Annotated in this window: 22 protein-coding genes; 11 read left to right on the plus strand and 11 right to left on the minus strand. The window is 70.7% G+C overall.

What is annotated here, in order from left to right; genetic code table 11:
• Positions 1-10: 10 nt before the first annotated feature.
• Complete coding sequence (locus tag IPN02_18295; protein ID MBK9298737.1) at positions 11-601, plus strand: class I SAM-dependent methyltransferase; 591 nt, start codon at positions 11-13, stop codon at positions 599-601.
• A gap of 110 nt (positions 602-711) precedes the next feature.
• Here the strand turns inward: IPN02_18295 and IPN02_18300 are convergent, their stop codons facing one another.
• A complete protein-coding gene (locus IPN02_18300) occupies positions 712-1,641 on the minus strand; it encodes a flippase-like domain-containing protein (protein ID MBK9298738.1) in 930 nt (309 codons plus the stop codon).
• A 221-nt stretch (positions 1,642-1,862) separates the two neighbouring features.
• Between IPN02_18300 and IPN02_18305 the strand changes: the two genes are divergently transcribed.
• Positions 1,863-2,693 (plus strand): EamA family transporter, encoded by an 831-nt coding sequence (locus IPN02_18305; protein ID MBK9298739.1) that lies wholly within the window; start codon positions 1,863-1,865, stop codon positions 2,691-2,693.
• 30 nt (positions 2,694-2,723) lie between these two features.
• On the opposite strand, the gene IPN02_18310 is transcribed toward IPN02_18305, so the two are convergent.
• The gene (locus IPN02_18310) at positions 2,724-3,842 is read right to left on the minus strand and encodes an isopenicillin N synthase family oxygenase (GenBank protein MBK9298740.1); all 1,119 of its coding nucleotides are present in this window, start codon (positions 3,840-3,842) and stop codon (positions 2,724-2,726) included.
• 105 nt (positions 3,843-3,947) lie between these two features.
• On the opposite strand from IPN02_18310, the gene IPN02_18315 reads away from it, so the two are divergent.
• The 5 genes from IPN02_18315 (at position 3,948) to IPN02_18335 (ending at position 9,602) form a co-directional block, all read left to right on the plus strand.
• A complete protein-coding gene (locus IPN02_18315; GenBank protein MBK9298741.1) occupies positions 3,948-4,808 on the plus strand; it encodes a hypothetical protein in 861 nt (286 codons plus the stop codon).
• Between the two features lie 158 nt (positions 4,809-4,966).
• Positions 4,967-6,718, plus strand: coding sequence for a DNA polymerase Y family protein (locus IPN02_18320; protein ID MBK9298742.1), 1,752 nt, complete (start codon positions 4,967-4,969; stop codon positions 6,716-6,718).
• Positions 6,719-6,763: 45 nt separating this feature from the next.
• Complete coding sequence (locus tag IPN02_18325; protein MBK9298743.1) at positions 6,764-7,486, plus strand: response regulator transcription factor; 723 nt, start codon at positions 6,764-6,766, stop codon at positions 7,484-7,486.
• Positions 7,487-7,488: 2 nt separating this feature from the next.
• Complete coding sequence (locus IPN02_18330) at positions 7,489-8,886, plus strand: HAMP domain-containing histidine kinase (GenBank protein ID MBK9298744.1); 1,398 nt, start codon at positions 7,489-7,491, stop codon at positions 8,884-8,886.
• Between the two features lie 284 nt (positions 8,887-9,170).
• Positions 9,171-9,602, plus strand: a complete 432-nt coding sequence (locus IPN02_18335; GenBank protein ID MBK9298745.1) for a M23 family metallopeptidase — start codon at positions 9,171-9,173, stop codon at positions 9,600-9,602.
• A gap of 34 nt (positions 9,603-9,636) precedes the next feature.
• Here IPN02_18335 and IPN02_18340 read toward each other — a convergent pair whose 3' ends face one another.
• Both IPN02_18340 and rarD read right to left on the minus strand, forming a co-directional pair.
• The gene (locus IPN02_18340) at positions 9,637-11,514 is read right to left on the minus strand and encodes a M3 family oligoendopeptidase (protein MBK9298746.1); all 1,878 of its coding nucleotides are present in this window, start codon (positions 11,512-11,514) and stop codon (positions 9,637-9,639) included.
• Positions 11,498-12,445, minus strand: a complete 948-nt coding sequence (rarD, locus tag IPN02_18345) for an EamA family transporter RarD (GenBank protein ID MBK9298747.1) — start codon at positions 12,443-12,445, stop codon at positions 11,498-11,500. The genes IPN02_18340 and rarD overlap by 17 nt, the downstream gene beginning before the upstream one ends.
• Before the next feature lie 301 nt (positions 12,446-12,746).
• Here rarD and IPN02_18350 point away from each other — a divergent pair, with 301 nt between their 5' ends.
• Both IPN02_18350 and IPN02_18355 read left to right on the plus strand, forming a co-directional pair.
• Complete coding sequence (locus IPN02_18350) at positions 12,747-13,880, plus strand: glutamate--cysteine ligase (GenBank protein MBK9298748.1); 1,134 nt, start codon at positions 12,747-12,749, stop codon at positions 13,878-13,880.
• A gap of 37 nt (positions 13,881-13,917) precedes the next feature.
• Entirely contained in the window at positions 13,918-15,138 is a 1,221-nt protein-coding gene (locus IPN02_18355; GenBank protein MBK9298749.1) for an amidohydrolase, read from the plus strand.
• Positions 15,139-15,303: 165 nt separating this feature from the next.
• Here IPN02_18355 and IPN02_18360 read toward each other — a convergent pair whose 3' ends face one another.
• The 7 genes from IPN02_18360 to IPN02_18390 all read right to left on the minus strand — a co-directional run bounded on the left by IPN02_18360 (position 15,304) and on the right by IPN02_18390 (position 21,073).
• On the minus strand, positions 15,304-16,980 hold the full coding sequence (locus IPN02_18360) for an AarF/ABC1/UbiB kinase family protein (protein ID MBK9298750.1): 1,677 nt from the start codon (positions 16,978-16,980) through the stop codon (positions 15,304-15,306).
• 75 nt (positions 16,981-17,055) lie between these two features.
• Positions 17,056-17,460: a globin gene (locus IPN02_18365; protein ID MBK9298751.1), complete on the minus strand. Its 405-nt coding sequence runs from the start codon at positions 17,458-17,460 to the stop codon at positions 17,056-17,058.
• Complete coding sequence (locus IPN02_18370; GenBank protein ID MBK9298752.1) at positions 17,457-17,711, minus strand: GlsB/YeaQ/YmgE family stress response membrane protein; 255 nt, start codon at positions 17,709-17,711, stop codon at positions 17,457-17,459. Before IPN02_18370 ends, IPN02_18365 begins: the two co-directional genes overlap by 4 nt.
• Before the next feature lie 52 nt (positions 17,712-17,763).
• On the minus strand, positions 17,764-18,198 hold the full coding sequence (locus tag IPN02_18375; protein MBK9298753.1) for a VOC family protein: 435 nt from the start codon (positions 18,196-18,198) through the stop codon (positions 17,764-17,766).
• A gap of 12 nt (positions 18,199-18,210) precedes the next feature.
• Complete coding sequence (locus IPN02_18380) at positions 18,211-18,945, minus strand: PIG-L family deacetylase (protein MBK9298754.1); 735 nt, start codon at positions 18,943-18,945, stop codon at positions 18,211-18,213.
• A gap of 54 nt (positions 18,946-18,999) precedes the next feature.
• A complete protein-coding gene (locus tag IPN02_18385; protein MBK9298755.1) occupies positions 19,000-19,638 on the minus strand; it encodes a TrkA family potassium uptake protein in 639 nt (212 codons plus the stop codon).
• 79 nt (positions 19,639-19,717) lie between these two features.
• Positions 19,718-21,073, minus strand: a complete 1,356-nt coding sequence (locus IPN02_18390) for a TrkH family potassium uptake protein (protein MBK9298756.1) — start codon at positions 21,071-21,073, stop codon at positions 19,718-19,720.
• A gap of 170 nt (positions 21,074-21,243) precedes the next feature.
• On the opposite strand from IPN02_18390, the gene IPN02_18395 reads away from it, so the two are divergent.
• Together IPN02_18395 and IPN02_18400 are read left to right on the plus strand one after the other, a co-directional pair.
• Positions 21,244-22,230: a potassium channel protein gene (locus tag IPN02_18395; GenBank protein ID MBK9298757.1), complete on the plus strand. Its 987-nt coding sequence runs from the start codon at positions 21,244-21,246 to the stop codon at positions 22,228-22,230.
• A gap of 105 nt (positions 22,231-22,335) precedes the next feature.
• A complete protein-coding gene (locus tag IPN02_18400; GenBank protein MBK9298758.1) occupies positions 22,336-25,953 on the plus strand; it encodes an error-prone DNA polymerase in 3,618 nt (1,205 codons plus the stop codon).
• The last annotated feature ends 158 nt before the right edge of the window (positions 25,954-26,111 follow it).

Consider the following 26,111-nt stretch of genomic DNA (forward strand, 5'->3'; position numbering starts at 1 on the left):
GGCGGCCGGAGTGGACCTCGAAGCAGCCGGCCAGGATGAGCAGAAGTACACCACCTCCAACCCGCTCGTTCGGTGGCTGATCGGCTGCCTGTTGGTGCAAGTGGGCCAGGCGATCGGGCCCGACCCGGGCCGGCTGGCCGATATCGGTACCGGCGAAGGCCTGGCCCTGGCCCGGGTGATCCCCGAGGGGGTGACGCCGATCGGAGTCGAGTTTCGTTTCGCCAAACTGGCTCTGGCGGTCGCAGCAGTGCCCGGCCTGGGGGCGGCGGTCGGGGACATCGGGCTGTTGCCCTTTCCTGATGCGTCGATCGATACCGTCGTCTGCCAGGAGGTGCTCGAGCACCTGCCGACCGTTCAGCCGGCAGTCGAGGAGTTGGCCCGGATCACCAAGGGCCGCTGCATCGTCACCGTGCCCCACGAGCCGTTCTTTCGATTCGGGAACTTGGCGCGAGGCAAGAACGTGGCCCGCTGGGGCAACGACGTGGAGCACCTCCAGCGATTCACGCCGCGTCGGCTGCGGTTGGCGCTTGAGCCGCATTTCGGGTCGGTCACCGTTCGGCGGGTGACGCCGTGGCTGATGGCGGTTTCCGAGCCTCGTTGAGGGAGCGCCTCAGCGACAGGCCGGCGGGTGACGCCGTGGCTGATGGCGGTTGCCGAACCTTCACGTGACGCGATCGTTGATGGGGTCGCTCTGGCGGGTCCCCGCTGGGACTACTCGCCGGTGGAGGCCCGCAGCCACCGCAGCAACGGGGCCGAGACGGCGAAGCCGGCCACGTCCACCCCGACGAAGACGACGCGCGCCGCAACTGCGATCGCCGCCGCCTCGGCCCGGGGGAGCCCGCACAACAACACGAACACCGCCTCGCGAACGCCGGCTCCCCCGGGAACCGGGATGGCGAGAAACCCGGCCAGCCATGCGGCGACGGTGGCGCCGACAAGGGCGACCGGCGCGACGTCGAAGCCCAACCCCACCCCGAGTGCCCAACTGACCGTCCCGATCAGGAGCCATGCGGGTACGTAGGCGATCACGGTAACGACCGCTCGGCCCCAGGGCGGCGACGGGATGTCGAGTGGCCGCCCGGAAATGGCCGCCAGACGGGCGAACACCCAGGCACCGATCGTGGGGTGGAGGGCGCCGATGACCGCCACCCCGCCGGCGATGAGGATGACGCGGCTCCATAGCGGCAGGTTGTCCAGCCACGGGGCTACGCCCGCCACCGTCAGCACGGCGGCGCCGTACAGATAGAGCAGGGAGACGATCGTCGAGGCATAGGCCGCGCTCGCCTGCGCGCCGGAGCGGCGGGCCAACTCGCTGCGGCCCAGGACCGGCCAGATTCCGCCCGGGATGTACTTGCCCAGCTCGCCGACGAAGTACCAGCGCAGGGCGGTGCTTGGCGGTGTGGGCGCACCCCGTTCGGTCAGCACAACGCCCCACAAGGCGCCGATCGCACTCATCGCTGCGACGGCGATGACCAGCGCAAGCACAGCGGGCACGATCGCCATGTCGGAGAACGCCTCGGAGATCCGGTCCCAGTCTTGCCCGAGCGATCGCACGACGAAGGCGATCGCCAGGGCTGCGATCGCAGCGCCGAGGACCGGCATCGACCAGCGGGGTAAACGCCGGAGCCTGGGGGTGGGCACGCCCACCAGGGTGGTACCGCCAGCAGCCGTGGGCACCACAATCTGGGGCACCGACACCGGCTGGACACCACTGGCAAACTGGGCGTCGTCGCTCGCCGGTGTTGCGACCCCGTACCGAAGAGGGCAAGCCTGTCGACCGTGCCCAGGCGTCAGCGACCGATCAACGCCCTGGTCGGCGGCAACCGCCGCCTGATGTTCGAGCGCCGCACGGGTTGGCGCTCGTGAGCGTCGCCACATTCGTCATGGTGCTGGTTGCCGCCATGTTGCACGCCGCCTGGAACCTTGCGATGAAGGACAGCGATGACCGGTTGCTGGCCGCCTGGGCCATCATGGGAGTCGGCGGCCTGGTCAGCCTGCCCGTGTTGGTCGTGCTGGGTCCGCCGCCGGCCGAGGCGCTCGGGTGGCTGGCGCTGTCGGTGGGCATCCACGTCGGCTACGTCCTGGCGCTGTCGCGGGCCTACGAGCTCACCGACCTGGCGGTCGCCTACCCGGTGGCCCGGGGCACCGCCCCACTGCTGGTCACCATCGGCGGGGTGACCCTGCTGGGTGACGCCATCTCGCCGCTGGGCATCGTCGGCGTGGCGCTCGTGTCCGGGGGGCTGATGTCGATGATGCGGCGGGGCAGCCTGGCCGGGTATCGCTGGGCCGTGTTCACCGGCCTGTTCATCGCCTCCTACACCCTGAGCGACGGCGCCGGGGTTCGTGCCGGCGACGATGCACTGCGCTACATCGCCGCACTGTTCGTGCTGCAGACGGCGCTGTTGAGCGTGGTGGTGCTGCGGGTGAGGGGTCGCCGGTCGATGGTCGACACGATGCGGGCCCAGCCGTGGCGCCTGGGCATGGCCGGCTGCGCGGGGGTCACGGCGTATCTGCTGGTGCTGATCGCGTCCCGCACCAGCCCGCTCGGCCTGGTGTCTGGGCTGCGCGAGACGTCGACGGCCTTCGGCGTCCTCGGTGGTTCGGTGTTTCTCGGTGAGTCGGTGACGCCCAAGCATGCCGCCGCCGTCGCAGCCGCCATCGTCGGTGCACTCTTGATCCTCGCCGGGTCCTGAGCGGTCCGACGCGGGTCTCGCCCGCTCCGCTCAACCCTCGAGCGACGCGAACAGTTCGGGAAACACCCGGGACACCTTGGCGGTGAGGTACTCGCCGTAGGTGCCGGTCCAGGCCGCGGGGTCGGTCCGGTCCCACCGTTGCTGTATCGAGGGGGTTGCGACCGAGTCGGAACTGACCGTCGGACGGTGCGGGTCGCTGGGGTCTGACGGTGCCGTCAAGCTGTCGAGGGGCAGCGGCCGCACCCGGGCGTCCCAGCCGGGGTCGAAGAACAGTGGGAACGACAGCCGCCCTGCGCCGCTTGTGTTGCGCACCCGGTGGGGGGTAGAGCGGTAACGCCCGGCGGTGAGCGCTTCGAGCATGTCGCCCAGGTTGCACACCAGGACGCTGGGTTCGGCGGGAACCGGCAGCCAGCGGCCGTCCACCCGAACCTCCAGGCCGCCCCGATCGTCCTGGGCGAGCAGGGTCAGTAGGCCGTAATCGGTATGTTCGGCCACGCCCCAGGCGGGCGCACGCGGGGTGGTGAGGTGTGGGCCGCCCTCGGGTGCCTCCACCTCGGGTGGGTAGTGAAAGATCCGAAACAGCACGGTGGGGTCGGCGGTCAAATCATCGGCGAACCAGCCGCGCGGCAACCCCAAGGCGATGGCCAGGCCGGACATGATGGCGTGGCCCACCCGGGTGGCGGCGTCGAGGTAAGCCAATACGGCGGTGCCCAGCCCGGCCGGCTCGTCGGGGAACAGGTTGGGGCCATGCAGCGGGGTGCCCGCCCGCACCCGGGGATCGTCGTTGGGTAGTTCGGTGCCGAAGTAGATCCCCTCCTTATGGTCGGGCCGTCCCGAGGTCAGCTCGGCACCGACGGGAAACCAGCCCCTCCAAGCGGGCCCTGCCATGGCCATGGCGATCTCGGCCTTGGTTTGGTCGCTCTGGGCGAAGAACCGGCGGGCCAGTCGGTCCAGATCGGCGAACAGGGCCGGGTCGATGCCGTGACCGGTGACACGAAAGAACCCCTGGGTGCGACAGGCCACGTCCAGCGCCTCGGCGACCCGGAGCTGGGAGGTGGTCGGGGCGCCTTGCCGGACGGGCGAGCGGTGTCCGGCTGTCCGGTCGTCGATTGGGAGCGCCTGGTCGTCGAGCAGCGGCGAGAGGTCGATCAGCGGGGGTTCGTCCACAGCGGCAGTCTGGTGCAGCGTTGCTCGGCGTGGTGCGGGTTGACTGCGGACATTGACAGCATCGAACGAGTGTTCGATGCTGGGGTGATGTCCGCAGCCGTATCACCTCACAACCTGTCGCTCCCGGCGTTGGCAACCCGGATCGACGACCCGACCGAGCGGCGCGCCCGGGTGCGTCAGCTGTCGGCCAGCTTGGCTCCGGTCAGCTTGGCGTCCCAACAGAAGCTGCCGGTGGTGGCCGCTTTGGCCGAACTGCTGCCCGGCGGCGGGGTGGCGCGCGGGTCGACCGTTTCGGTCGGCGGGCCCTGCGGTGCCGTGTCGCTGGCCGCCCTGTTGGCGGTCGAGGCCAGCAAGGCGGGGTCGTGGGTGGTGGCGGTGGGTATGGACGAGTTCAACTGGGAGATGGCCTTGGCGCTGGGGGTGGTCGCCGAGCGGTCGGTTGTGGTGCGGGTGGGTGACCGATCGCCTGCCACCGGGGTGATGGTCACCGAGGTGATGGCGGCCGTGGTCGACGCCGCCGATGTGGTGCTCGTCGGCCCCGAGGTGGGGTTGTCGCCCACGGCCGTCCGGCGGTTGCGGGCCAGGGCCCGGGAACGGGGCAGCGTCCTGGTCCGGGTACAGCCCGGCTTCGCACGCCCGGGCGCCGGTCGAGCGCGGCGACCCAACGCCTCGCTGGACGACCGATGGGCAGACGCCGAGCTGTCATTGCAGGCACGGGCGCTTCGCTGGGGCGGGCTGGGCCAGGGATGGGGCCACCTCGACGGACGGCTGATCGAGGTGGCCGTCGGCGGGCGTCGGCGGGCGTCGGCGGGTGGACGGGGGGTGCTGTGGCTGCCCGACGACCAGGGACGGGTCCGCCGCGTCGAGGCGGGCGAGTTCGATGCCGATCGACCGGGCCGATCCGCCGAGGTGGTGCCGTTGCGTCCCACCGGTACGGGTGGCATGTGACGTGGCCGATGGCGTGCGACCCCGGGCGGCGTGTGCCGTATCGGACGAACGCAGGCGCGGGGTGCGTGGTGGGTCTGCGCGGGTGTGTGCGGGGTGCGTGGCGGTCCGGCGTGGGCGCATGTTGGCATGAACCGAGACCGCCGGCCGATGGGTGACCGGTGAGGACCGGGCCGGAGCGGGTGCTCGCCCTGTGGTGCCCCGACTGGCCGGTGGTGGCCTGGGGCGTGCCGCACGACCAGCCGGCGGTGGTGCTGTCGGGCAACCGGGTGGTGGCGGCCAACCGGGCGGCGCGTCGCGACGGGGTGGCGGTCGGGCTCCGTCGTCGAGAAGCCCAGACCCGGTGCCCCGAGGTGCGATTGCTGGACCGCGATCCGGCCCGCGAGGCCCGGGCCTTCGAGCCGGTGGTTCGGGCGCTTGATGCGGTGACCCCCCGGGTGGAGCTGCACCGCCCGGGCCGGGCGTCGTTTCCCGCCGGTCCGCCGGCGCGGCACCTCGGCGGCGACGAGGCGCTGGTCGCCCGGGTGCTCGACCTCGCCCTGACGGCGACCGTGGGGGAGCCTGCCGATCCTGAGGGAAGCGCAGCGGCTGCGGCTGGGAACGGCGCGTTCGATGACGGCCCGGAGATCAGGGTGGGCGTGGCCGAGGGGGCGTTCGCCGCCCGTACGGCGGCCCGTCGTGCCGTCGATGGTCCGCTGATCGTCCGTGCCGGCGCCACCCCGGCGTTTCTGGCCGATCTGCCGGTCGCTCAACTGCGGGCGGATGACGCTCGCCGGGAGGAGTTGGTCGACCTGCTCGAGCGCCTGGGCCTGCGCACCCTGGGGGCCTTCGCCGCCCTCGACCCGGCCGACGTGGCGGGGCGCTTCGGGGCCGCCGGCCTCGATGCCTGGCGACTGGCCTGGGGCGACGACGATGTGCCGACCGAAGCGGTGGCCCCGCCGGCGGATCTCCGTGCGATCCGCGAGCTCGATCCGCCCGCCGACCGGGTGGACGCGGCGGCGTTCGTCGTTCGGGGGCTGGCCGAGGAGTTCCACAGTGCGCTCACCCGCCGGGGTCTGGCCTGTGAGTCGGTGGTGGTGATCGCCGAGACCGAGCATGGCGAACGCATCGAGCGCTGCTGGCGCCACGAGGGGGTGCTCAGCGCCACCGGGGTGGCCCAACGGTTGCGCTGGCAGCTTGAGGGGTGGCTGTCGGGGCGCGGGGCCGGCGGGAGCCCGGCCCACCGGGTGCCGCTGGCCGAACGCCTCCAAGGCGGCGTGGTGCGCCTCGAGCTGGTGCCCGACCGCGTGGTGGCGGCCACGGGTCGGCAGCTGGGGTTTTGGGGTGGGCGCGACTCCGCCGCCGAGCGGGCGCGGCGTGCACTCGCCCGGGTCGAGGGGTTGCTCGGCGCCGACGCCGTGCTCGTGTTGGAGGCGGCGGGGGGCCGGGCGCCAGGGGAGGGCGTGGTGCTCGTTCCCTACGACACCCGCCTCGACGGTGGGAACGCACCCGCCGGTGGCGGAGTCCGCTCTGGCGGAGGCGGTGGCGGAGCGCGCTCACCCGTCGGTGGCGGTGCGACGGGTCCCTCGGCGGCTACCGCCGGGCGGGCTCATCCATGGCCGGGCCGGCTGCCGGCGCCCGCGCCGGCGGTGATCCACGATCCGCCGCTGCCGACCCAGCTGATCGACGCCGAGGGTCGGCTGGTCGGGGTGAGCGGCCGGGGTGGGCTGAGCGCGCCGCCCCAGGCGGTCGATGTGGGTGGGGCGCGGGTGGCGATCACGGCCTGGGCGGGGCCATGGCCCGTCGACGAGCGGTGGTGGGATGCCACCGAGGGCCGTCGTCGGGCGCGCATCCAGGCGGTGACCGCCGACGGCGTGGCCCGCCTCTACGCCCTCGAAGCCGGGGGCTGGGGCATCGAGGCAACCTACGACTGAGATCCAACTAGCAACTTCGAGGCCCCCGCACGTCACAATGGTGTGGTGCGAATACTGGTGGTCGAGGACGAAGTCGAGCTGGCGGCAGCGGTTGCCCGGGGATTGAGGGAGGAGGGCTTCGACGTCGACGTCACTCACGACGGCAAGGACGGCTACGAGCGGGCCCGCTCGGCGACCTATGACGCCATCGTGTTGGACATTCTTCTCCCGGGTATGAACGGCTTCCAGGTGTGCCGGTCGCTTCGGGAGGCGGGCGTGTGGACGCCGATCCTCATGCTGACGGCCAAGGAGGGGGAGTACGACGAGGCGGAGGCACTCGATACCGGGGCGGACGACTTCCTTCGCAAGCCGTTCAGCTACGTCGTGCTGATCGCTCGCCTGCGGGCCCTGACCCGCCGGGTCTCCGAGGGTGCCTTGGCCCCGGTGATGGTCGGTGGGCTTGAGCTGGACCCGGTCGGCCGCAAGGTGCGGCGCGACGGGACCGATATCGCGCTCTCGCCCCGCGAGTACGGGTTGTTGGAGGTGCTGATGCGTCGTGCCGGCGAAACGGTCTCCAAGCGGGAACTACTCGAGCAGGTGTGGGGCCAGGATTTCGCCGGCGACCCCAACGTGGTCGAGGTGTACGTCGGGTACCTCCGACGCAAGATCGACCGCCCCTTCGGCCGGGAAGACCTGCGCACGGTCCGGGGCTCGGGCTATGTGCTCGGCGAGGCTCCGGCCGATCGGGGCACCAAGCCCGACGCCGACAGCGATACCGCCGGGGCCTAGCGGTGGCCTGGTGGTCGCGGCTGTCGGTGCGGGGACGGCTGACCTTTGCGGTCACCGTCGCCTCGGCGGTGGCGCTGCTGACGCTGTCGTGGCTGACGATGGCCTGGCTGCGGCAGGCGTTGGTCAACCAGGTCGAGGTGCGAAACAGCGCCGCGCTCGAGGCGACCTACACCCCGATCAAGAAGAACCCGAACGCCATGATCGACAAGATCGAGCAGGCCAACGACTTCGGTCCACTTCCGACGGTGACCCGTCTCGAGCTGGGCGCCGTTCCCAGCGACACCCTGGCGGCGGTCGCCTACGAGCCCGCGACCCCGGCAGGGCTGGTGGCGACCGACGGCGACGAGCCACCGGTGGACTACCCCATCCTGGGCAGGCTGCTTCCCGGTGATGTCGACTCGGACGAGTACCTCGTGTCGTCCGACAAGGTGATCGTCGAGCGGGGCAAGCTCACCGTTCAGGTGGCGACCAGCCTGAGCGACGTCAACCGAAGCGTGGCGGTGGTGCGCACGGCGCTGTGGGTTGTCGTGCCGACGTTTGTCCTCGCTGTGGGGATGGGGTCGTGGGTGATGACCGGCCGCAGCCTGGAACCGGTGGCGGCGCTGCGTCGGCGGGTGGCGGAGATCACGTCGCGCACCCTCGACGAGCGGGTACCCGTGCCGCCCACCGACGACGAGGTAGCGCACCTGGCTCGGACGATGAATGCGATGCTGGATCGGTTGGAGGCCAGCTCGCGGCGCGAGCGACAGTTCGTGTCCGACGCCGGCCACGAACTGCGCAGCCCGGTGGCGGCCATCCGGGCCCAGGTCGAAACTGCGCTGGCCTACCCCGCCACCGCCGACTGGAACTCGGTCGGTGCCACCGTCCTGGCCCAGGGTGAGCGGCTCGATCGGCTGGTGAGCGACCTGTTTACCCTCGCCCGCCTGGAGGAGGGGGCCTTCGGGCCGGTGCCGGACACCGAGGTCGATCTCGACGAGCTCGTGCTCGAGCAACTCGATCACCTGAAGGGTCGTCGGTTGGACCTCTCCGGGCTGAGCGCCGCGCGGGTGCATGGCGACGCCGGCCAGCTGGCCAGCGTGGTGCGCAACCTGGTGGAGAACGCCGGCCGCCATGCATCGGAGGTGGTTCGGGTGTCGGTGTCGAGCGACGGCGAACGGGCCCGCATGGTCGTCGAGGACGACGGACCCGGCGTTCCCCCGGACCAACGCGACCTCGTCTTCGAGCGGTTCGGCCGCATGGAGGAGGCCCGAAGCCGCGACCATGGTGGGGCGGGGTTGGGCCTGCCGCTGGCGAGCCGGATCGTTGCCCGCCATGGCGGCACGCTGGAGCTGGACGACAGTGAGCTCGGTGGGGCCCGCTTTGTGGTCACCCTGCCGGTCGTCGCCACCGACGATCACTGAGGCTGAGGCACCTGTTCCGGGGAGCTGTGACGCTTCAGCAGTTGTGTTGCGGTCGAGTGTCTTTATAATGAAAATTATGACGATGAGGTAACGATCGGTTCCGTGTGTGGACGGGTGTCCATAGCCGTCGTTCGTCGACCCCCATGAAGCTCTCCCCCCGACTGCGGTCGATCGCCGCTGGATTCGTCGCGATGGCGGCACTTGGCGCAACGGGTTGCGTGGTCGCCCCAAGCTCTCCGGGCGGGAGCAGCGTCGGCGCCGGTCAGCTCGATCGCTTTCCGGTGGTGGGACCGGTTCAATACGGGAACGACTTCGGCGCTTCGCGAGGCGGCGGCACGCGGCGTCACCAGGGCATCGACGTCATGGCCAAGCGGGGTCAGCGGGTGGTCGCCGTCGAGTCGGGCCGGATCACCAGCGTTAAATCCTCCGCCAGCTGCGGCTATTCATTGGGGCTCGCCGGCGACGACGGCAACTACTACCTGTATTGCCACCTGAACGCTTATGCGTCCGGCATCAAGGCGGGCACGCGGGTCTGGGCGGGCAAGCAGGTGGGCACGGTGGGCAGCACCGGCAACGCCCACGAGGCGTATCCGCACCTGCACTTCGAGCTGCATCCCACCGGACCCGCAGCTGCGGCGATCAACCCGTACCCCCGACTCCGCAACGCCGAGGGCCGAACCGGGGTGGTGGTCAGCCCGCCCAAGGGCTGGCGCTAGCCCTCGGGCGACCCGGTCGCAATCGGGTGTCCGGCTAGGACAGGCGGCCCGCCGCCCGCGCTGCGGCCTCGGCGGCATCGAGCTGACCGGCGACGATGTCGAGGCCGGCATCCCAGAACCCTGGGTCGGTCAGGTCGCAGTCGACCATCGCCGCCAACGCCTCAGGGCTCGTCGACCCGCCGGCGGCCAACATGTTGAGGTAGCTGGGCACGAAGCCCTCGCCCTCGCTCTGGTATCGGGCATACACCGAGAGCGCCAGCAGCTGACCGAACGCGTAGGCGTAGACGTAGCCCGGGGTGGCGATGAAGTGGGGCACGTAGCTCCACCAGTCGCGATAGCCGTCGGTGAGCTCGATCGAGTCGCCGAGCATCTCGGTTTGGGAGGCCGCCCAGTGGTCGCCGAAATCCTTGACGGACAGCTCGCCGACGTCACGACGATGGGCGTGGCAGGCCGACTCGAAGCGGCTCATCGCCACCTGGCGAAACACGGTGGCGATCGAGTCCTCCAGCGTGGAGGCGAGCAGGGCGAAGCGTTCGCCGGGGTCGTCCAGCTGGGCGAGCAGGGCCTGGTTGGTGACCGCTTCGCCGAACACCGAGGCGGTTTCGGCCATCGTCAGCGGCGTGTCCTGGCCGAAGATGCCCTGCGGGCGGGCCAGATAGGCATGGATTCCATGTCCGAGCTCGTGGGCAAGCGTCAGCACGTCGCGGTCCGAGCCGGTCCAGTTCAGCAGCAGGTAGGGATGATGGCCCGGCACCGTGTAGGCGCAAAAGGCGCCCGGGCGTTTGCCGGGGCGTACCGGGGCGTCGATCCAGTTGCCGTCGATGAACTCGCGCACGATGTCGGCCAGCTCGGGCGAGAAGCTGTCGTACGCGTCGACGACCAGCGACGAGGCCTCCGCCCAGCCCACCTGTCGGTCGGCGTCGGCCACGCTGGCCGAACGGTCGTAGTCGGCCAGCCGCTCGACGCCGAGCACCTGCGCCTTCAACCGGTACCAGCGCTGGGGCAGGTCGTAGCGGGCGACGACCGCATCGATCAACGCGTGCACCGACTCGTCGGAGGCCTCGTTGGCCAGGTTGCGGCTCGACAACCAGCTCGGGTACGAGCGCAGGCGGTCCTGCACCGACTTGTCGAGCAGCAGGGTGTTGTAGATGTAGGCCCGGGTGCGAAGGCCGGGCTGCAGGGCGGTCGAGACCGACCCGGCCGCATCTGCGCGCACCCGGCGGTCGGGGTGCTGCAGCAGCGACAACCCCTCCTCGAGCGACGCCGCGCGATCCCCGCCGGGGGCCGACTCGGGCATGGCCACCTCGATCGCCGAGGTCTGCTCGTCGAAGAGCCGCACCCAGGCGGGTGCGCCGGACACCGACGTCTCGGTCAGCACCTGCTCCTCGGCCTCGCTCAGCAGGTGGTTCCGGTAGCGGCGCAAGGTGCGCAGGTGGTGGGCGCAGAAGTCGAGGGCCGGGTCGGCGAGCAGCGCCTCAGCGCGCTCGTCGGGCACCGCCGCCCACTCCAGGTCGAAGAACACCAGCTTGGTCGACAGTTCGGTGGCGGCCTCGGACAGCTTGGCCATCGCTGCGCCGCGCTCGGGGTCGAGGGAGTTCTCGGCCAGGCGCAGGCCGACGTAGGAGCCGGCCCGGCCCAGCAGGTCGTGCAGCTCGCCGATCGTGCCCATGAGCGCCGCCATCCCTGCGGCATCCAGCGTATCGATCGTGCCGCGGGCTTCGGCGATCTCGTCGGCCAGGGTCGCTGCCCGATCCATCAGCTCATCGGTCGACGACCCGTCGAGCAGGCCATCGAGCTGCCAGGCAACGTTCGCTGCGGTGAGGTCGGCGGCCTTGGGATCGGCGGCGGCCGGATCGCCGGTGGTAGCAGCGTCGGTGGTGTCGGTCGCAGTGCTCTCAGGTGGTGGTGTCATCCCCGCCCACGCTACCGGCGTCGGCGACCAGCGGGAGGGCCGCGACCGCGCCGCTTGCGTCGGCACGGGCAACGGCCTGGCGGGCGGCCTTGCGGACGCCCGCCTGACGGCGCCCCTGGCGGAGCCCGTCGGCGCTGAGCAGCGCGAGCGCCACCCAGACGCAGACGAAGCCCACCAGCCGCGCCGGGGGCACATCCTCGTGAAACACGAACACGCCGAGGATGAACTGGATCACCGGGGTGAGGTACTGCAACAGCCCGATGACCGACAGCGGGATCCGCATCGTCGCCACGCCGAAGGCCAGCAGCGGGGCGGCGGTCACCGCACCGGCGGCGAGCAGCAACAGCTTCATCGACACCGGGGCGCCGGGGAAGTCCAGCTCGCCGGCCAGCAGTGCCCAGCCCATGCCGACCAGCGCCACGGGCGCCACGGCGAAGGTCTCGGCGGTCAGCGCCTCGACCGGTCCGAGGCCCACCTGCTTCTTGAGCAGTCCGTAGGTGCCGAAGCTGGCGGCCAGCCCCAGGCTGACCCACGGCACCGCCCCGTACCCCAGCACGAGCACGAGCACCGAGACCGCGCCCGCCGCCACCGCGGCCCACTGAAGGCGGCGCAGGTGTTCGCCCAGGATCACCACCCCCAGCAACACGGTGACCAGCGGGTTGATGAAGTAGCCCAGCGAGGCGTCGATCACCCGGTCGTTGGTCACCGCCCACACGTAGATCAGCCAGTTGGCCGACAGCAGAAACCCGGCTGCGACCACCGACCACGTCCGGCGGCGATCGGCCAGCAACGGGCGAGCCCACGTCCAGCCGGCGCCGAGCGACAGCACGCCGACCATCAACACCGCCGTCCAGATGACGCGGTGACCGATGATCTCCAGCGGGGAGGTGGGCTCCAGCAGGTGGAAGAACAGCGGGAACAGACCCCACATCGTGTAGGCGCCGACGCCGCCGATCACCCCGATGCGGTATTGGGCGGCTTCGTGGTCAGCGATGGCGGGGCCCGATTGTGGATCGGTCCCCTCACCCGGTTGCACGGCCTCCCGATCGCTCACCACGCGCGTACGCTACCCGTCGCTTCGAACGGCATCGACTGCGGGGGGCCACCGGGCGCAGCGAGCGACGGCTGTGCGCAGCCGGTCGGAACGACGATGAGCCGCCCTTCACCTCGACCGGTGGTCGGTGCCCCTACGATGGGTCGATGAACACCGCGCGTGCAGCTCGGATCATCCGATGACGATCGAGTTCCGATCGTCGCCAACCGCCTCGCTCGGGGTGGAGGTGGAGCTGAGCCTGGTCGATCGGGAGACCCGCGCCCTGACGTCGGCGGCCACCGACACGCTGGCCGACATCAGCGCTGACGGCGCCGAGCATCCGGCGCTGAAGCACGAGCTGTTCGAGTCGACCGTCGAGGTGATCACCGGCGTGTGCGACACGGTTGCCGGGGCCCGCAGCGATCTCGAGGCCGGCATCGACGAGCTGCGCGGCGCGGCCTTTCAGCGTGGGGTGGGGCTGTTGTGCTCGGGCACCCATCCGTTCAGCTCGTACCGCGAGCTGCAGATCAGCCCGTCGGAGCGCTACCACCAGCTGGTTGACGACATGCAGTGGCCGGTGAGGCGCCTGGCGATCAACGGCATCCACTTCCACGTCGGGGTCCGCTCGGGGGAGAAGTGCATCGCCACGGTCAACTCGCTGACCACGTTTTTGCCGCTGTTTCTTGCGCTGTCGGCGTCCTCGCCCTACTGGGACGGTCAGGACACCGGCCTGGCGTCGGCCCGAACCAAAATCTTTGAGGGGTTGCCCACCGCCGGGCTGCCGCCGCAGCTGCACTCGTGGAGCGAATTCGAGGAGTTTCTCGATGCGCTGATCCGGGCCGAGGCGATCGAGTCGGTGCGCGAGGTGTGGTGGGACATCCGCCCCCACCCCGATTTCGGCACGGTGGAGCTGCGCATGTGCGACGGCATGCCGACGATGACCGAGATCACCGGCGTGGCCGCCCTTGCCCAGTGCCTGGTGGCGTGGATGGACGGCCAGATCGATCGCGGCGAGCCGCTGCCGGGCGTGCGCGAGTGGGTCGTGCGCCAGAACAAATGGCTGGCCGCCCGCTACGGCCTCGATACCGAGCTGATCGTTGACGACCGCGGCAACCGCCGACCCGCCAGGGACCTGGTCGACGAGCTGGTCGACCTGCTCGGCGACACGGCGGCCCGGCTGGGATGCGCCGATGAGCTGTTGACGCTGCGCGACCTGGTGCGCACCGGCAACTCGGCCGAACGACAGCGACGGATCGTCGCCGCAGGGGGCAGCCTGGTCGATGTGACCACCGCCCTCCAGAAGGAACTGTCGACCGATGCCCCGCTCGTCTGAGGCCGGTGTGGCCCCAGCTTTGCCGGGCGAGCCCCTGATGGGACCGGTGTATCCCTGGCTCGAGCACTTTCTCGATGCCCATCGCGACGAGCTGATCGCCTTCCGGCGCCGGCTGCACGCCCATCCGGAGGTGTCGTGGGCCGAGCTGGAGACCACCGCAGCGGTGATCGATCGCCTGGCGGTGGCCGGGTTGAGGCCCGCCCCGTTGCCCGACAGCACCGGCCTGGCCTGCGACCTGGGTACCGGCGCCCCATCGCCTTTCGTCGCCGGCGAGGGCGACCAGCCGATCGTCGCCCTGCGTGCCGACCTCGACGCGCTGGCGATGGAGGACGACAAGGATGTGGCCTACCGCTCGACCCGGCCGGGCATCGCCCATGCCTGCGGTCACGACGTCCACACCACGGTCGTGCTCGGGGCGGCGCTGGCGCTGGCCCAAGCGGTAGACCAGGGCGAGCCCGGTCGCTTCCGGTTCGTCTTCGAACCGGCCGAGGAGGCCTTGCCCGGCGGGGCGCTGGAGGTGATCGACTCCGGAGCGCTGCGAGGTGTGGGCTCGATGCTCGGCGTTCACTGCGACCCGAAGATCGACATCGGCCAGGTGGCCCTGCGAGCCGGCGCCATCACCTCGGCGGCCGACATGGCCCGCATCACCATCTCGGGGCCAGGCGGTCACACCGCCAGGCCCGAATTGACCGTCAACCTGCTCGCCGTGCTCGGCCGGGTGCTCACCGAGGTGCCCGAGCGGGTGGCCAAGCTGGCGGCACCCGCCGAGCTGTCGGTCGTGTTCGGGTCGACCCATGGTGGCGATGCGCCGAACGTCATCCCGACTCAGGCGACCGCGACGGCAACCGTGCGTACCCCCGACGTCGATTGCTGGGAGAAGGCGGCCGGGTTGGTCGAACAGGCGATACGCGACGTGGTCGAGCCCACCGGGGCAACCTTCGAGGTCGCCTACCGCACCGGCGTTCCGCCGTCGATCAACGCGCTCGGGCCGACCGACTCGCTCGAGCTTGCCGCCCATGCGGTTGTTGGAGAGGCGTGCACCGTCCGGGCCGAGCACAGCAGGGGCGGCGACTCGTTCGCCTGGTATGCCCGGCAGGTGCCGGCGTCCTATGCCCGTTTGGGCACGTTCGATCCGGCCAGCGGGGTGCCCCGCCCCGACATCCACTCGAGCGGCTTCGACGTCGACGAGCGCTCGATCGAGATCGGGGTGCGGCTGCTCGTGACCGCTGCGCTGGCCGAGCGCGACCGTCTCGCCTGAGGAGATTGACGGCAGGCCGGGACCAAGGCGCGGGGCAGGCGGAGCTCGGTGTGGGGGGGGGGGGGGGGGGCGGGGGGGGGCCGCGGGAGACAGCTAGGTGGTGGGGGGGGTGCCGCGGACCACGGGGGGGGGCCGGGGGGCGGGGGGGAGCCGGAGCGCCCTCGCCTACTCGACCGGTTGGCCGTGGCCACGGACGGCGGGGTCGGCGGCGAGGGCAGCGGTAAAGAACTCACGATCCTCAAACAGGGACACGTCGCTCATGTACATCTTGCCGTAGCGCTCGAAATACATCAGCTGCTTGGACAACAGGAAGGTCGCCCGGTCGAAGTCGGTCGCCACCGCACCCTGGGTGACGACCAGCTTGCGAGCCTTGCGCTGTTCGTTGAGGCGTCGAAGCCTGGTCAATGGCGACGTGTCGTCGGCATCGATCCCCGATGCGGCCGCAACCGCCCGCTGGGGCGCCAGCATCATGTCGGCCAGGCTGACCTGACCGAACGGGGCGGTCAGCACCGGCTGGATCATCATCTTGATGAACGCGATCAGCCCGTCGTCGTCCAGGTTGAGGGCGGCCTCGATCGCTTCGCCGTAGTGGCGCATGAAGATCGCCGCGATGTCGGCCCAGGCGGTGTCGTCGCCCAGCGCAGCCTCGATCATCCTCCTGAACAACAGGTGGGTGTCGGCGTCCAGCCGGCCGACGATGCCCCAGTCGATCACCCCGATGCGGCCGTCGGGGCGGAACAACAGGTTGCCGGCGTGCACATCGCCGTGAAAGGTGCCCCAGCGAAGGGCGGTCAAAAGGAAGGCCTGCACCACCTGCTGGACGACGATCGGCGCGTCGGCGCCGTAGCCGTCGATCGTCGCCAGGTCGTCCACCGGCACGCCCTCGATGAACTCCATCGTGAGCACGCCCCGGTTGGACAGCTCCGGGTACACCTCGGGCACGGTCACCTTGGGCAGGTCGACCAGGCCGAGCAGGCGGTAGAAGTGGACCATGGCCCGGGCCTCGTTGCGCAGGTCGAGCTCCTCGCCCAGCTGCTGACGAAACCCGTCGAACTGCTGGAGCATCGACACGGCGGCCTGTTCGCCGGTGGCCTCGACCACCTTGGCGAGCAGCGGCTGCAACAGGTCGAGGTCGACGGCGACCCGCCGCTCAACGTCGGGCCGCAGCACCTTGACCGCCACCTCGGCCCCGTCGTGAGTGGTTGCCCGGTGAACGACGGCGATCGAGGCCCGGCCGATCGGGTTGGGGTCGAAGTGGGCGTAGGCGTCCTCCAAGGAGCGACCCAGTTCGTCCTCGATGAGGCGCTTCACCTCGTCGAAGGGCACCGGCGGTCCGGTGTCGAGGCAGCTGCGGAACTCGTCGGCCACGTCGTCGCCGAAAATGCCGGGCGCCGAGCCGACCAGCTGGCCGAACTTGAGGAACGTTGTGCCCAGATCCTCGAACGTCCTGCGGAGCGCCGGCACCCAGTCGTCGGTGCTGAGACGCCGGTGGCGCATGCTGTGGGTCATGACCGGCCCGAAGCGGTGGGCGACCACCGCGCTCATCGTCACCGCGCGGCGGCCCCGCTCGGCCCGGGTGGTGTCCGGCTGCCGTCGGCCGAACAGGTAGGGCGTCTCAAGGGCCACCGCATCGGCGGCCGCCAACTCGTCGGCGGTGACGGCGCGTGCGGCCGACCTGGGCGTCGACGGGATGATCGTGTCGATCATCGCAGCATCGGTGTCGCTTGGGCCTGCGTCATCGTGCGACGTGGAGGCATCGCTGAGGGCTGATGCATCGCTCGGGGTCGGGGCGACGGGCGAGCTGGACCGGCCGGCGGCGTGCTCGGGGGCTGGGTGGGGCATGTCGAGATCGTACCGACGGAGGTCGTGGCTCAAACCATCGTTCGCAGTGGCGCCCGGGTGCCCTCCAGCAACGGCTTAGCGGGCGTTGACCAGGTGGTCGGCGGCCGACGCGAAGTAGGCGATCAGCTCGCCGCGCTCGGGCTCGGCCACCTCGAGCACGTCGATGGCGCCGGCCATTGCGGCCAGCCACTGGTTGCGGGCCGTGACGTCGATCCGGTACGGCGCATGGCGCATGCGCAGGCGGGGGTGGCCGCGCTGCTCGGCGTAGGTGGTGGGCCCGCCCCAGAACTGCTCGAGAAACATGCGCAGCCGGTCGCGGGCGCCCTGAAGGTCGTCGACGTCGGGGTAGTGCGACAGCAGCTCTGCGTCCGCCTCGACCCGGTCGTAAAACTCGTCGACCAGCCGCTCGAAGAAGTCGTGACCTCCGACCCGCTCGTAGAGCGGTGCGGGAGGGGCGCCCGACCCGATGTCGAGGCTCATCGGCTGAGCACCCGGACGAGGACGAGCAGTCCGCACGCACCCAGCACCGAGCCGATCAGCCCGCTGGCGGCAAAGTCGATGCCTTCGCCGTCGATGAGGCTGGCCACCGTTCCGCCGATCAGCGAGCCGATCACGCCCAGCAACACCGTGCCGATGCAACCCAGGTCGCGTCCGCCCCTCCCCGAGGGCACGAGCAGCCTGGCGATGGCACCGGCGATCAGGCCGAAGATGATCCAACTGAGAAGTCCCATGGCCCCCAATGTGCCACGCGGGCGTCGGCCGCGGCATCACCGCAGGCGACCCTCAGAGCTCTGGGACGTATTTCCGGTCGGCCTCGATGGGCGACTTGATGCCCACCTGGTTGCCGTCCGGGTCGAAGACGATGGCGTAGCGGGACCCGAAGAACGCGTCGTAGGGCGCCACCCCAACCTCGTACCCGGCCGCCCGGGCCCTGTCGTACAGGCGGTCGACGTCGGCCCGCCCGGCGACCATGAGGCCGATGACGGCGTTGCCGCCGCCGCGGTCCGGGTCGAACTGCGGGTTCCAGATCCGGGCCATTGCGTGGTTGTCGAAGGCGATGTAGAAGTCGCCCCCGAAGTGCACGTCGACGTGTTGCGCGCCGGAGCCCTCCGGCCAGTCGTACGGGTCGGCCACATCGAGCTCGAGAAGTCGGTAGAACGCCACCGTGGCGGTCATGTCGGCGACGAACAGGTTGATCTGGCCCAAGGTGGTGGTCATTGACGGCCCAGCCTAGAGGGGCACCAATTCGAACACGGTGGCGTGGCCGACGCCGAAGAGGGCGCCCTGATCGACGGCCCGCTGGGTCAGCCAGTCCTCGGTAGCGCCGGGGGCCTCGTCGACGTGCTCGAGGTAGGCGCGATGTTCGGCCAGCGAGGCCATGCCGGCGGCATGGGTGGCGGTGGTGTCGACCCAGTGGGTGGCCTGGGGTGAGCCGCCGAATGCAGCGAAGCGCACACCCTCCCATGGCCGGCCCCGATCGCCGAACAGCCACGGGTTGGCGGCGTCGCGCACCGCGTCGAGCACGGCCACCCCGACGTGGCGGTGGTCGGCGTGGTTCCAGCCGGGTAGCCCAAAGCTCTCCCGGAAGTTGATCGACAGGATCACCTCGGGCCGATGGGCCCGGATCGCTTCGGCAAGGTCGGCCCGCAGCTCCAGGTTGGCCTCGACCAGGCCATCGGGATGGTCGAGGAACGACAGGTCGGTCACGCCGACGGCGGCGCAGCTGCGGCGCTGCTCCTCCATCCGAAGCGGAGCGCACTCCTCGGGTGCCATCGTGGAGATGCCGGCCTCGCCCTTGGTGACGAGCACGTAGGCGACCGTCTTGCCCGCTGCGGTCCAGCGGGCGACGGCCGCGGCGGCGCCGTATTCCATGTCGTCGGGGTGGGCCACGATGGCCAGCGCCCGGTCCCAGTCCTCGGGCAAAGGGTCAAGCTGCGGACCGTTCTCGGTGTCGTCGGTCGCCATGTGTGCCTCCTCGTCGGGCCGGTCGTCTCTGGGAGCGAGCATGTCAGACGATGGTCACCGTTGCTTGGTGAACTCCTCGGCCGCCTTCGTGTCGGCGGCGACCAGCAGCACGTCGCCCCTGCCGATCACCGTGTCGGCGGTGGCGTAGGTGAAGGCGGAACCCACCGGCTTGATGCTGACGACGGTGACGCCGAAGAGGCGCCGGGCCTGGCTCTCCTGCAACGTCTTGCCGATCATGGACGCCGGCGCCCTCGTCTCGACCAGCGCAAAGCCGTCGTCGAGCTGGAACCAGTCGATCATGCGCCCGGTCACCTGGTGTGCCACCCGCACGCCCATGTCGCGCTCGGGGAACACCACCTCGCTGGCGCCGATCCGCTCGAGGATGCGGGCGTGCGGTTCGGTGAGCGCCTTGGCCCAGATCGGCGTGACCCCGAGGTCGACGAGAGCGGCGGTGGTCAGGATCGAGGCCTCGATGTCGGTGCCGATCGCCACGACGGCTGCGCCAACGTCCTCGGCGCCGATCTGGCGCAGCGTGTCCAGCCGGGTGGTGTCCGCCTCCATCACCTGGCTGAGCTCGCTGGCATGGTCGGCGACCAACCCGGGGTCGAGGTCGACGCCGAGCACGTCGTGGCCCATGTCCTCGAGCGAGGTGGCGAGTGCCGATCCAAACCGGCCCAGGCCGATGACCAGCACCGTGTCGCTGCGGCGCAGGCGCTCGGCGCTTCTGGATGGGCCGGCGAAGGCGGGGGACGTGGGATGGGACGGGACGGTCTCAGCCAATGAGGGGTCGCTCCTCGGGATAGCGGTAGCGGCGGGTGTGTTCCCGCAACACCAGGGCGGCGCCCAGGGTGGCGGGCCCGACGCGCCCGACGAACATCATGACGATCAGCACCACCCGGGAGCCAGCGCTCAGGGTGGGGGTGATCCCGGTGGTCAACCCGACGGTGCCGAACGCGCTGGTGGCCTCGAACAGGCCGTCGCCGAGGGGAATGCGGTCGAAGGTCACCAGCGCCATCGTAGAGACGGTGACGAGCGCCACCCCGCTGAGCGCCACGGTGATCGCCTGGCGCTGGGCGAACGCGGGGATGCGCCGACGGAACGAGTCGACCTCACGGTCACCGCGCAGCTCGGCCCAGATCACCCACGCCAGGACGGCGAAGGTGGTCACCTTGATGCCGCTTGCGGTGGAGGCACTGCCCCCGCCGATGAACATCAACACGATGGTGACCACGATCGACGACTCGCGCATGGCGCCGTAGTCGATCGTGTTGAATCCGGCGGTGCGGGGGGTAATGCCCTGGAAGAGACCGGCGATCGCCTTGTCGGCGATGCCCATCGGCCCGAGGGTGTTCGGGTTGGACCACTCGATGACGAGCACGGCCAGCGCTCCGCCGGCGATGAGCAGCGCTGTGGCGACGAGGGTGATCTTGGTGTGCAGCGACCAGCGTCGGGGGCGGCGGTAGAGGCGACGCAGCTCCATCAACACCGGGAAGCCGATGCCGCCGAGCACGATCGACGTGGCGATCACCCCGGAGGTCCACGGATCGTCGACGAAGCCGGCCAGGTTGTCACTGAACAGGGCGAACCCGGCGTTGTTGAACGAGGTGACCGCATGGAACAGCCCCAGCCATGCCGCCCGTCCCAGCGGCTCGCCGTGGATGATGACGAAGCCGCCGAACAGCGCCACCGCCACCGTCGCCTCGATGCCCATCGACCAGCGGAACACCCCGAGGATCACCGCCTTGAAGTCGGCTCCGCCGGCGAGGTTCACCTCGGCCTGGGTGGCCAGGCGGTGGCGCAGTTCCAGCTTGCCGGCCAGTGCGACGGCGACCACCGACGAGAACGCCATCAGCCCGAACCCGCCGATCTGGGCGAGCACCATGATCACGGCCTGCCCGAAATGGGTCCAGCCGGTGGCGGTGTCGACCACCTGAAGGCCGGTAACGGTGCCCGCCGAGGTTGCGGTAAAGAGCCGATCGAGGAAGCTGTGTTCGACCCCGTCTGTGGCTATCGGCAGGTGCAACAAGGCTGCGCCGGTGAGGATGACGGCGATGAACCCGACGACGACCACCTGTGTGGGGTGCCAACGCCTCAGCGGGCCGTCCCAGAGCAACGATCGGTCGGCCACCCCAACAGCGTAGAGGCTGTCGGCCCGGCCGAGAGGTGCCGGGTGCGAACGGCGCAAACGCATGCTGACCAAGTGGGAGCACCGCGAAGTGTGCCGCTCTCGCGCTCCTCACGACGCGAGAGCGGCACACTTCGCGTACCGGAGCGGATCCGCCCGTAGTGTGTCGGGCGATGGGGCAAGGGCGGCGTCTGGCGGGAGCGATGATCGCCCTGTTCGGCGTGTTGGCGTTCGGCATCGTCGGCTACCTGTTCCTGGGCTTCAGCCCGCTCGACGCGGTGTATATGACGGTCATGACGGTGTCGACGGTGGGCTTCGGCGAGGTGGAGCCGCTGTCGCGGCTGGGTGTCGCCTTTACCGTCGTGCTGATCCTGGTGGGGGTCTCCTCAGCGCTGTACGCCTTCAGCGTGATCGTCGAGGGTGTCATCGAAGGCCGAGTCAACGAGTTGCTAGGGAGACGACGTATGAACCAGTCGATCGCTTCGGTGAGCGGCCACGTGATCGTGTGCGGTTGGGGCCTTGTCGGCCATGCCATCGCCGAGGAGATCGCCGAGACCAAACAGGAACTGGTGATCGTCGAGATCGACCCCGACAAGGTGAACGGTGTCGAGCATCGCGTGGTGATCGGCGACGCCACGACCGACGAGGTGCTGCGCAAGGCCGGCATCGACCGCGCTGCGGCGTTGGTGGCGGCGGTCGATGGCGACGCCGAAAATTCCTTCATCACCCTCAGCGCCCGGTCGCTCAACCCCGACCTGTTCATCGTGAGCCGCGCCCGCAGCCGGGACAGCGGCGAGAAGCTGATGCGGGCCGGCGCTGATCGGGTGGTCAACCCGCAGAGCATCGGCGGCGTGCGCATGGCGGCCTTCGTGCTACACCCCCACGTGGCCGAGTTCGTCGACGTCGTCATGCACGAAAAGTCGCTCGAATTTCGCTTGGAGGAGGTGGCGGTGGTTGAGGGGTCGCCGCTCGTCGGCAAGACGCTGCGCGACACCCACCTGCGCGACGAAACCGGCGCGTTGGTGCTGGCGTTGCGTCGCCGCGACGGCAGCTTCGAGACCAACCCCTCGCCCGACGAGGTGATCTCCAAGGGCGAGGTGATCATCGCCATCGGCACCCAGGAGGAGCTGCAGTCCCTCATCGTCTTCGTAGCGCCCTGATCGGCGGCGGCCCGCGGGCGCAGCGGTCTGATGCAGCTTGGGGCGTGACGGCCGGTGGCGACCTTCGCCGCTTGAAAACGAACAGGCGTTCGATAAGGTGGCTCCGTGGGATGGAGAAACCCGGCGAAGTCGTGGTCGGAGCTGGAAGCCCAGCTTTCGGCGGTCTCTGGATCGCCCGGCCGCGCCACGCAACGGGGTCCCTCCCCACCCGGTGTCGACCCGGACAAACCAGCGACGCGAGGCGACGATCACGAGCCTCGTCAACGTGGGGGAGTCCGGGGTCGCCCGCGTCCGGGGGGCGCTGGCAGGCGCCGCCCCGGTACCGCATATGCCGAGCTGCACGCCCACTCGCACTTCAGCTTTCTCGACGGGGCATCCTCGCCGGAGGAGCTGGTCGACGAGGCGGTGGCGCTCGAGTTGGACGCGCTGGCGCTGACCGACCACAACGGCTTCTACGGCGTGGTGCGCTTCGCCGAGGCGGCCCGGGAGGCCGGGCTGCCCACCGTGTTCGGCGCCGAGGTGTCGATCGGGGCGGCCGAACCGCGCGCCGGTGAGGGCACCAGCCACGACCCGGCGGCCCGCCACCTGGTGATCCTGGCACGCGACCCCGAGGGATACGCCCGGCTGGGCACGCTGCTGTCGACCGCCCAGATGGCGGGGGAGAAGGGCCGGCCACGGCTGAGCTTTGCCGAGTTGGCCGAGGCGGCCGGACGGGCCCGCGGGCACTGGGCCGCCCTCACCGGGTGCCGTAAGGGCACCGTGCCGGCGGCGCTGGTCGCCGACGGGCCGCGGGCGGCCGCCCGGGAGCTGCGGGCGCTCACAGCGGCGTTCGGGTCCGACTCGGTGTTCGCCGAGCTGTGGGATCACGGCGACCCGCTTGACTCGGCCCGCAACGATGCCCTGGTGCGCCTGGCCGCCTCGGCGGGGGTGCGGCCGTTGGCGACCAACAACGTCCACTACGCCACCCCGGCCGCCCGCCGCCTGGCCGGGGCGATGGCGGCGATCCGCGCCCGCTCCAGCCTGGATCACAGCGACGGCTTTCTGCCCGCCAACGGTGGCGCCCACCTGCGCTCGGGGGCCGAGCAGCTCGCCCGCTTCGCCCGCTATCCCGGGGTGGTGCAGGCCGCGTCGGCGCTGGGCCGGGAGTGCGCGTTCGACTTGTCGTTGGTCGCACCGTCGCTGCCGCCGTACCCGTGCCCGCCCGGCCCCGACGGCACCCCGGTCAGCGAGATGGCCTACCTGCGAAGCCTGGTCGAGGACGGTGCCGTCGTGCGCTACGGCACACGCCGGGCCGAGACCGCGCCGGGGGCCTGGGCCCAGATCGACCACGAGCTGGGGGTGATCGAGCAGCTGGGGTTTCCCGGCTACTTCCTCGTCGTGTGGGACATCGTCGCGTTCTGTCGCCGCAACGACATCTACTGCCAGGGCCGGGGCTCGGCGGCCAACTCGGCGGCCTGCTTCGCCCTCGGGGTCACCAAGGCCGACGCCGTGCGCCTGGGGCTGCTGTTCGAGCGCTTCCTGTCGCCCGAGCGCGACGGGCCGCCCGACATCGACCTCGACATCGAGTCGGGTCGCCGGGAGGAGGTGATCCAGTACGTCTACGAGCGCCACGGCCGCAGCCACGCCGCCCAGGTGGCCAACGTGATCACCTACCGTGGCCGCTCGGCGCTGCGCGACGCGGCCAAGGCGCTGGGCTACTCGGTGGGCCAACAGGACGCCTGGGCCAAGGAGCTGGGCCGGTGGGGGCCGTTGCCCAAGCCGGGGGAGGGTCGTCCCGAGGGCATCAGCGCCCCGGACGCGGTCATCGACCTGGCCGGGCAGCTGCAGGGCGCGCCCCGGCACCTGGGCATCCACTCGGGCGGCATGGTGATGTGCGACCGGCCGGTGGTCGAGGTGTGCCCCACCGAGTGGGGCCGCATGGAGAACCGCTCGGTGCTGCAGTGGGACAAGGACGACTGCGCGGCGGCCGGGCTGGTGAAGTTCGACCTTCTGGGGCTGGGCATGCTGACCGCCCTGCACGCCACGGTCGACCACATCACGGCCACCCGGGGCGAGACGATCGACCTGGCGGCCCTGCCCCAGGACGACGACGTCTATGACATGTTGTGCCAGGGCGACTCGGTCGGGGTGTTCCAGGTGGAGTCCCGGGCCCAGATGGCCACCCTGCCCCGGCTGCAGCCCCGCTGCTTCTTCGACCTGGTCGTCGAGGTGGCGCTGATCCGGCCCGGCCCGATCCAGGGCGGCTCGGTGCACCCCTACCTGCGACGCCGCCGGGGGGAGGAGCCGGTGACCTACCTGCACCCGCTGTGCGAGCCGGCACTGAAGAAGACCCTGGGCGTGCCGCTGTTTCAGGAGCAGCTGATGCAGCTGGCGATCGACGTGGCCGGCTTCACCCCGACCGAGGCCGACCAGTTGCGCCAGGCGATGGCGTCCAAGCGGTCGGCCAAGGCCATGGCCGTCCTGGCCCGCCGCTTCGATGAGGGCACCGCCGCCAACGGGCTGGACGAAGCCACCCGTGAGGAGCTGTGGTCGAAGCTGGCCGCCTTCTCCAACTACGGCTTCCCCGAGAGCCACTCGGTGAGCTTTGCCTACCTGGTGTACGCCTCCGCCTGGTTGAAGTACCACGAACCGGCGGCGTTTCTGGCCGGGCTGCTCGATGCCCAGCCGATGGGCTTCTGGTCGCCCCACTCGCTGGTGCAGGACGCCCGGCGCCACCGGGTGGAGGTCGATGCCCCCGACGTGGCCACCTCGGGGGTCATGAGCACGCTGTGGTGGCCAGGGGGCACCTCCGGCAGCCGGTTGATCCCCCATGTCCCTGACATCGACATTGACATCGACATCGGTCCCGACATCGGTCCCGACATCGACGGCGCCGCCGGGACCGGTTTGGTCGACGGGGGTGGGGCGCCGCCGCCCGATCGTCGCTACCGCTGGAACCGCGATCGGCCCCAGCCCCGGGTGCGGTTGGGGCTGGCCAGCGTGCGCCACCTGGGTGAGGATGCCGCCGCTCAAGTGGTCGCCGAACGGCCCTACGCCTCGGTGGAGGACCTGGCCCGCCGGGCGGGGCTGAGCCGCCAACAGCTCGAAGCGCTGGCCACCGCGGGAGCGCTCGGGGGCTTCGCCGATCCCCATCGCAGCGGACAACCGTTGGGGCGGCGGGCGGCGCTGTGGTCGGTGGGGGCGGCCGCCCAGGGCTCGCCCGACCGGTTGGAGGGCATCGTCACCGGCGCCGAGGCGCCTCGGTTGCCGGGCATGGCCGAGTGGGAGGAGGCACAGGCCGACCTGTGGGCCACCGGCGTGTCGGCCGATGGGCACCCCACCCGGTTTGTCCGCCACCGCCTCGACGCTCTCGGCATCTCGACCGCTCAGGCGCTGTTGTCGTCGCCGGACGGCACCAAGGTGTCGGTCGGTGGCATCGTCACCCATCGCCAGCGGCCCCAGACCGCCGGCGGGACGATCTTTTTGAACCTGGAGGACGAAACCGGGCTGGTCAACGTCGTGTGCTCGCCGGGCTGCTGGGTGCGGTACCGGCGCCTGGCCCGCGACGCACCTGCCCTGGTGGTGACCGGCCGTCTGGAGCGCACGGTTGACGACGTGGTGGCGGTGGCCGCCGAACGCTTCGACCCCCTGCCGGTGCCCGTCGGAGCGGACGCAGGCCGAGGGCCTCAGCGGCGCGGCGGCAGCGGCAGCCGCGGCGGGCTGAGGTCTCGTGACTTTCGATGAACGGCGCAAGCTTCGGACGGCCCGGGTTTCGGCGAACGATCGTGCACCCAAACGGCACCACCATCCATGAAGTGGTGACGGCGCTGATCGAAGACGGCATGGGAACATTGGTGTTCCGCCGTTATGTGACGGCTGTCCAACGCAAATCGCCTGATGCT

It is taken from the genome of Candidatus Microthrix subdominans (assembly GCA_016719385.1).
Lineage (GTDB): Bacteria > Actinomycetota > Acidimicrobiia > Acidimicrobiales > Microtrichaceae > Microthrix > Microthrix subdominans.

What these genes read in the sequence shown, in the direction of transcription:
- IPN02_18315 (MBK9298741.1), top strand. Translation starts at nt 3,948, where the DNA reads ATGTCCGCAGCCGTATCACCTCACAACCTGTCGCTCCCGGCGTTGGCA.
- IPN02_18340 (MBK9298746.1), bottom strand. Translation starts at nt 11,514, where the DNA reads ATGACACCACCACCTGAGAGCACTGCGACCGACACCACCGACGCTGCT.
- rarD (MBK9298747.1), bottom strand. Translation starts at nt 12,445, where the DNA reads ATGTGGGGTCTGTTCCCGCTGTTCTTCCACCTGCTGGAGCCCACCTCC.
- IPN02_18350 (MBK9298748.1), top strand. Translation starts at nt 12,747, where the DNA reads ATGACGATCGAGTTCCGATCGTCGCCAACCGCCTCGCTCGGGGTGGAG.
- IPN02_18355 (MBK9298749.1), top strand. Translation starts at nt 13,918, where the DNA reads ATGGGACCGGTGTATCCCTGGCTCGAGCACTTTCTCGATGCCCATCGC.
- IPN02_18360 (MBK9298750.1), bottom strand. Translation starts at nt 16,980, where the DNA reads ATGCCCCACCCAGCCCCCGAGCACGCCGCCGGCCGGTCCAGCTCGCCC.
- IPN02_18365 (MBK9298751.1), bottom strand. Translation starts at nt 17,460, where the DNA reads ATGAGCCTCGACATCGGGTCGGGCGCCCCTCCCGCACCGCTCTACGAG.
- IPN02_18370 (MBK9298752.1), bottom strand. Translation starts at nt 17,711, where the DNA reads ATGGGACTTCTCAGTTGGATCATCTTCGGCCTGATCGCCGGTGCCATC.
- IPN02_18375 (MBK9298753.1), bottom strand. Translation starts at nt 18,198, where the DNA reads ATGACCACCACCTTGGGCCAGATCAACCTGTTCGTCGCCGACATGACC.
- IPN02_18380 (MBK9298754.1), bottom strand. Translation starts at nt 18,945, where the DNA reads ATGGCGACCGACGACACCGAGAACGGTCCGCAGCTTGACCCTTTGCCC.
- IPN02_18395 (MBK9298757.1), top strand. Translation starts at nt 21,244, where the DNA reads ATGGGGCAAGGGCGGCGTCTGGCGGGAGCGATGATCGCCCTGTTCGGC.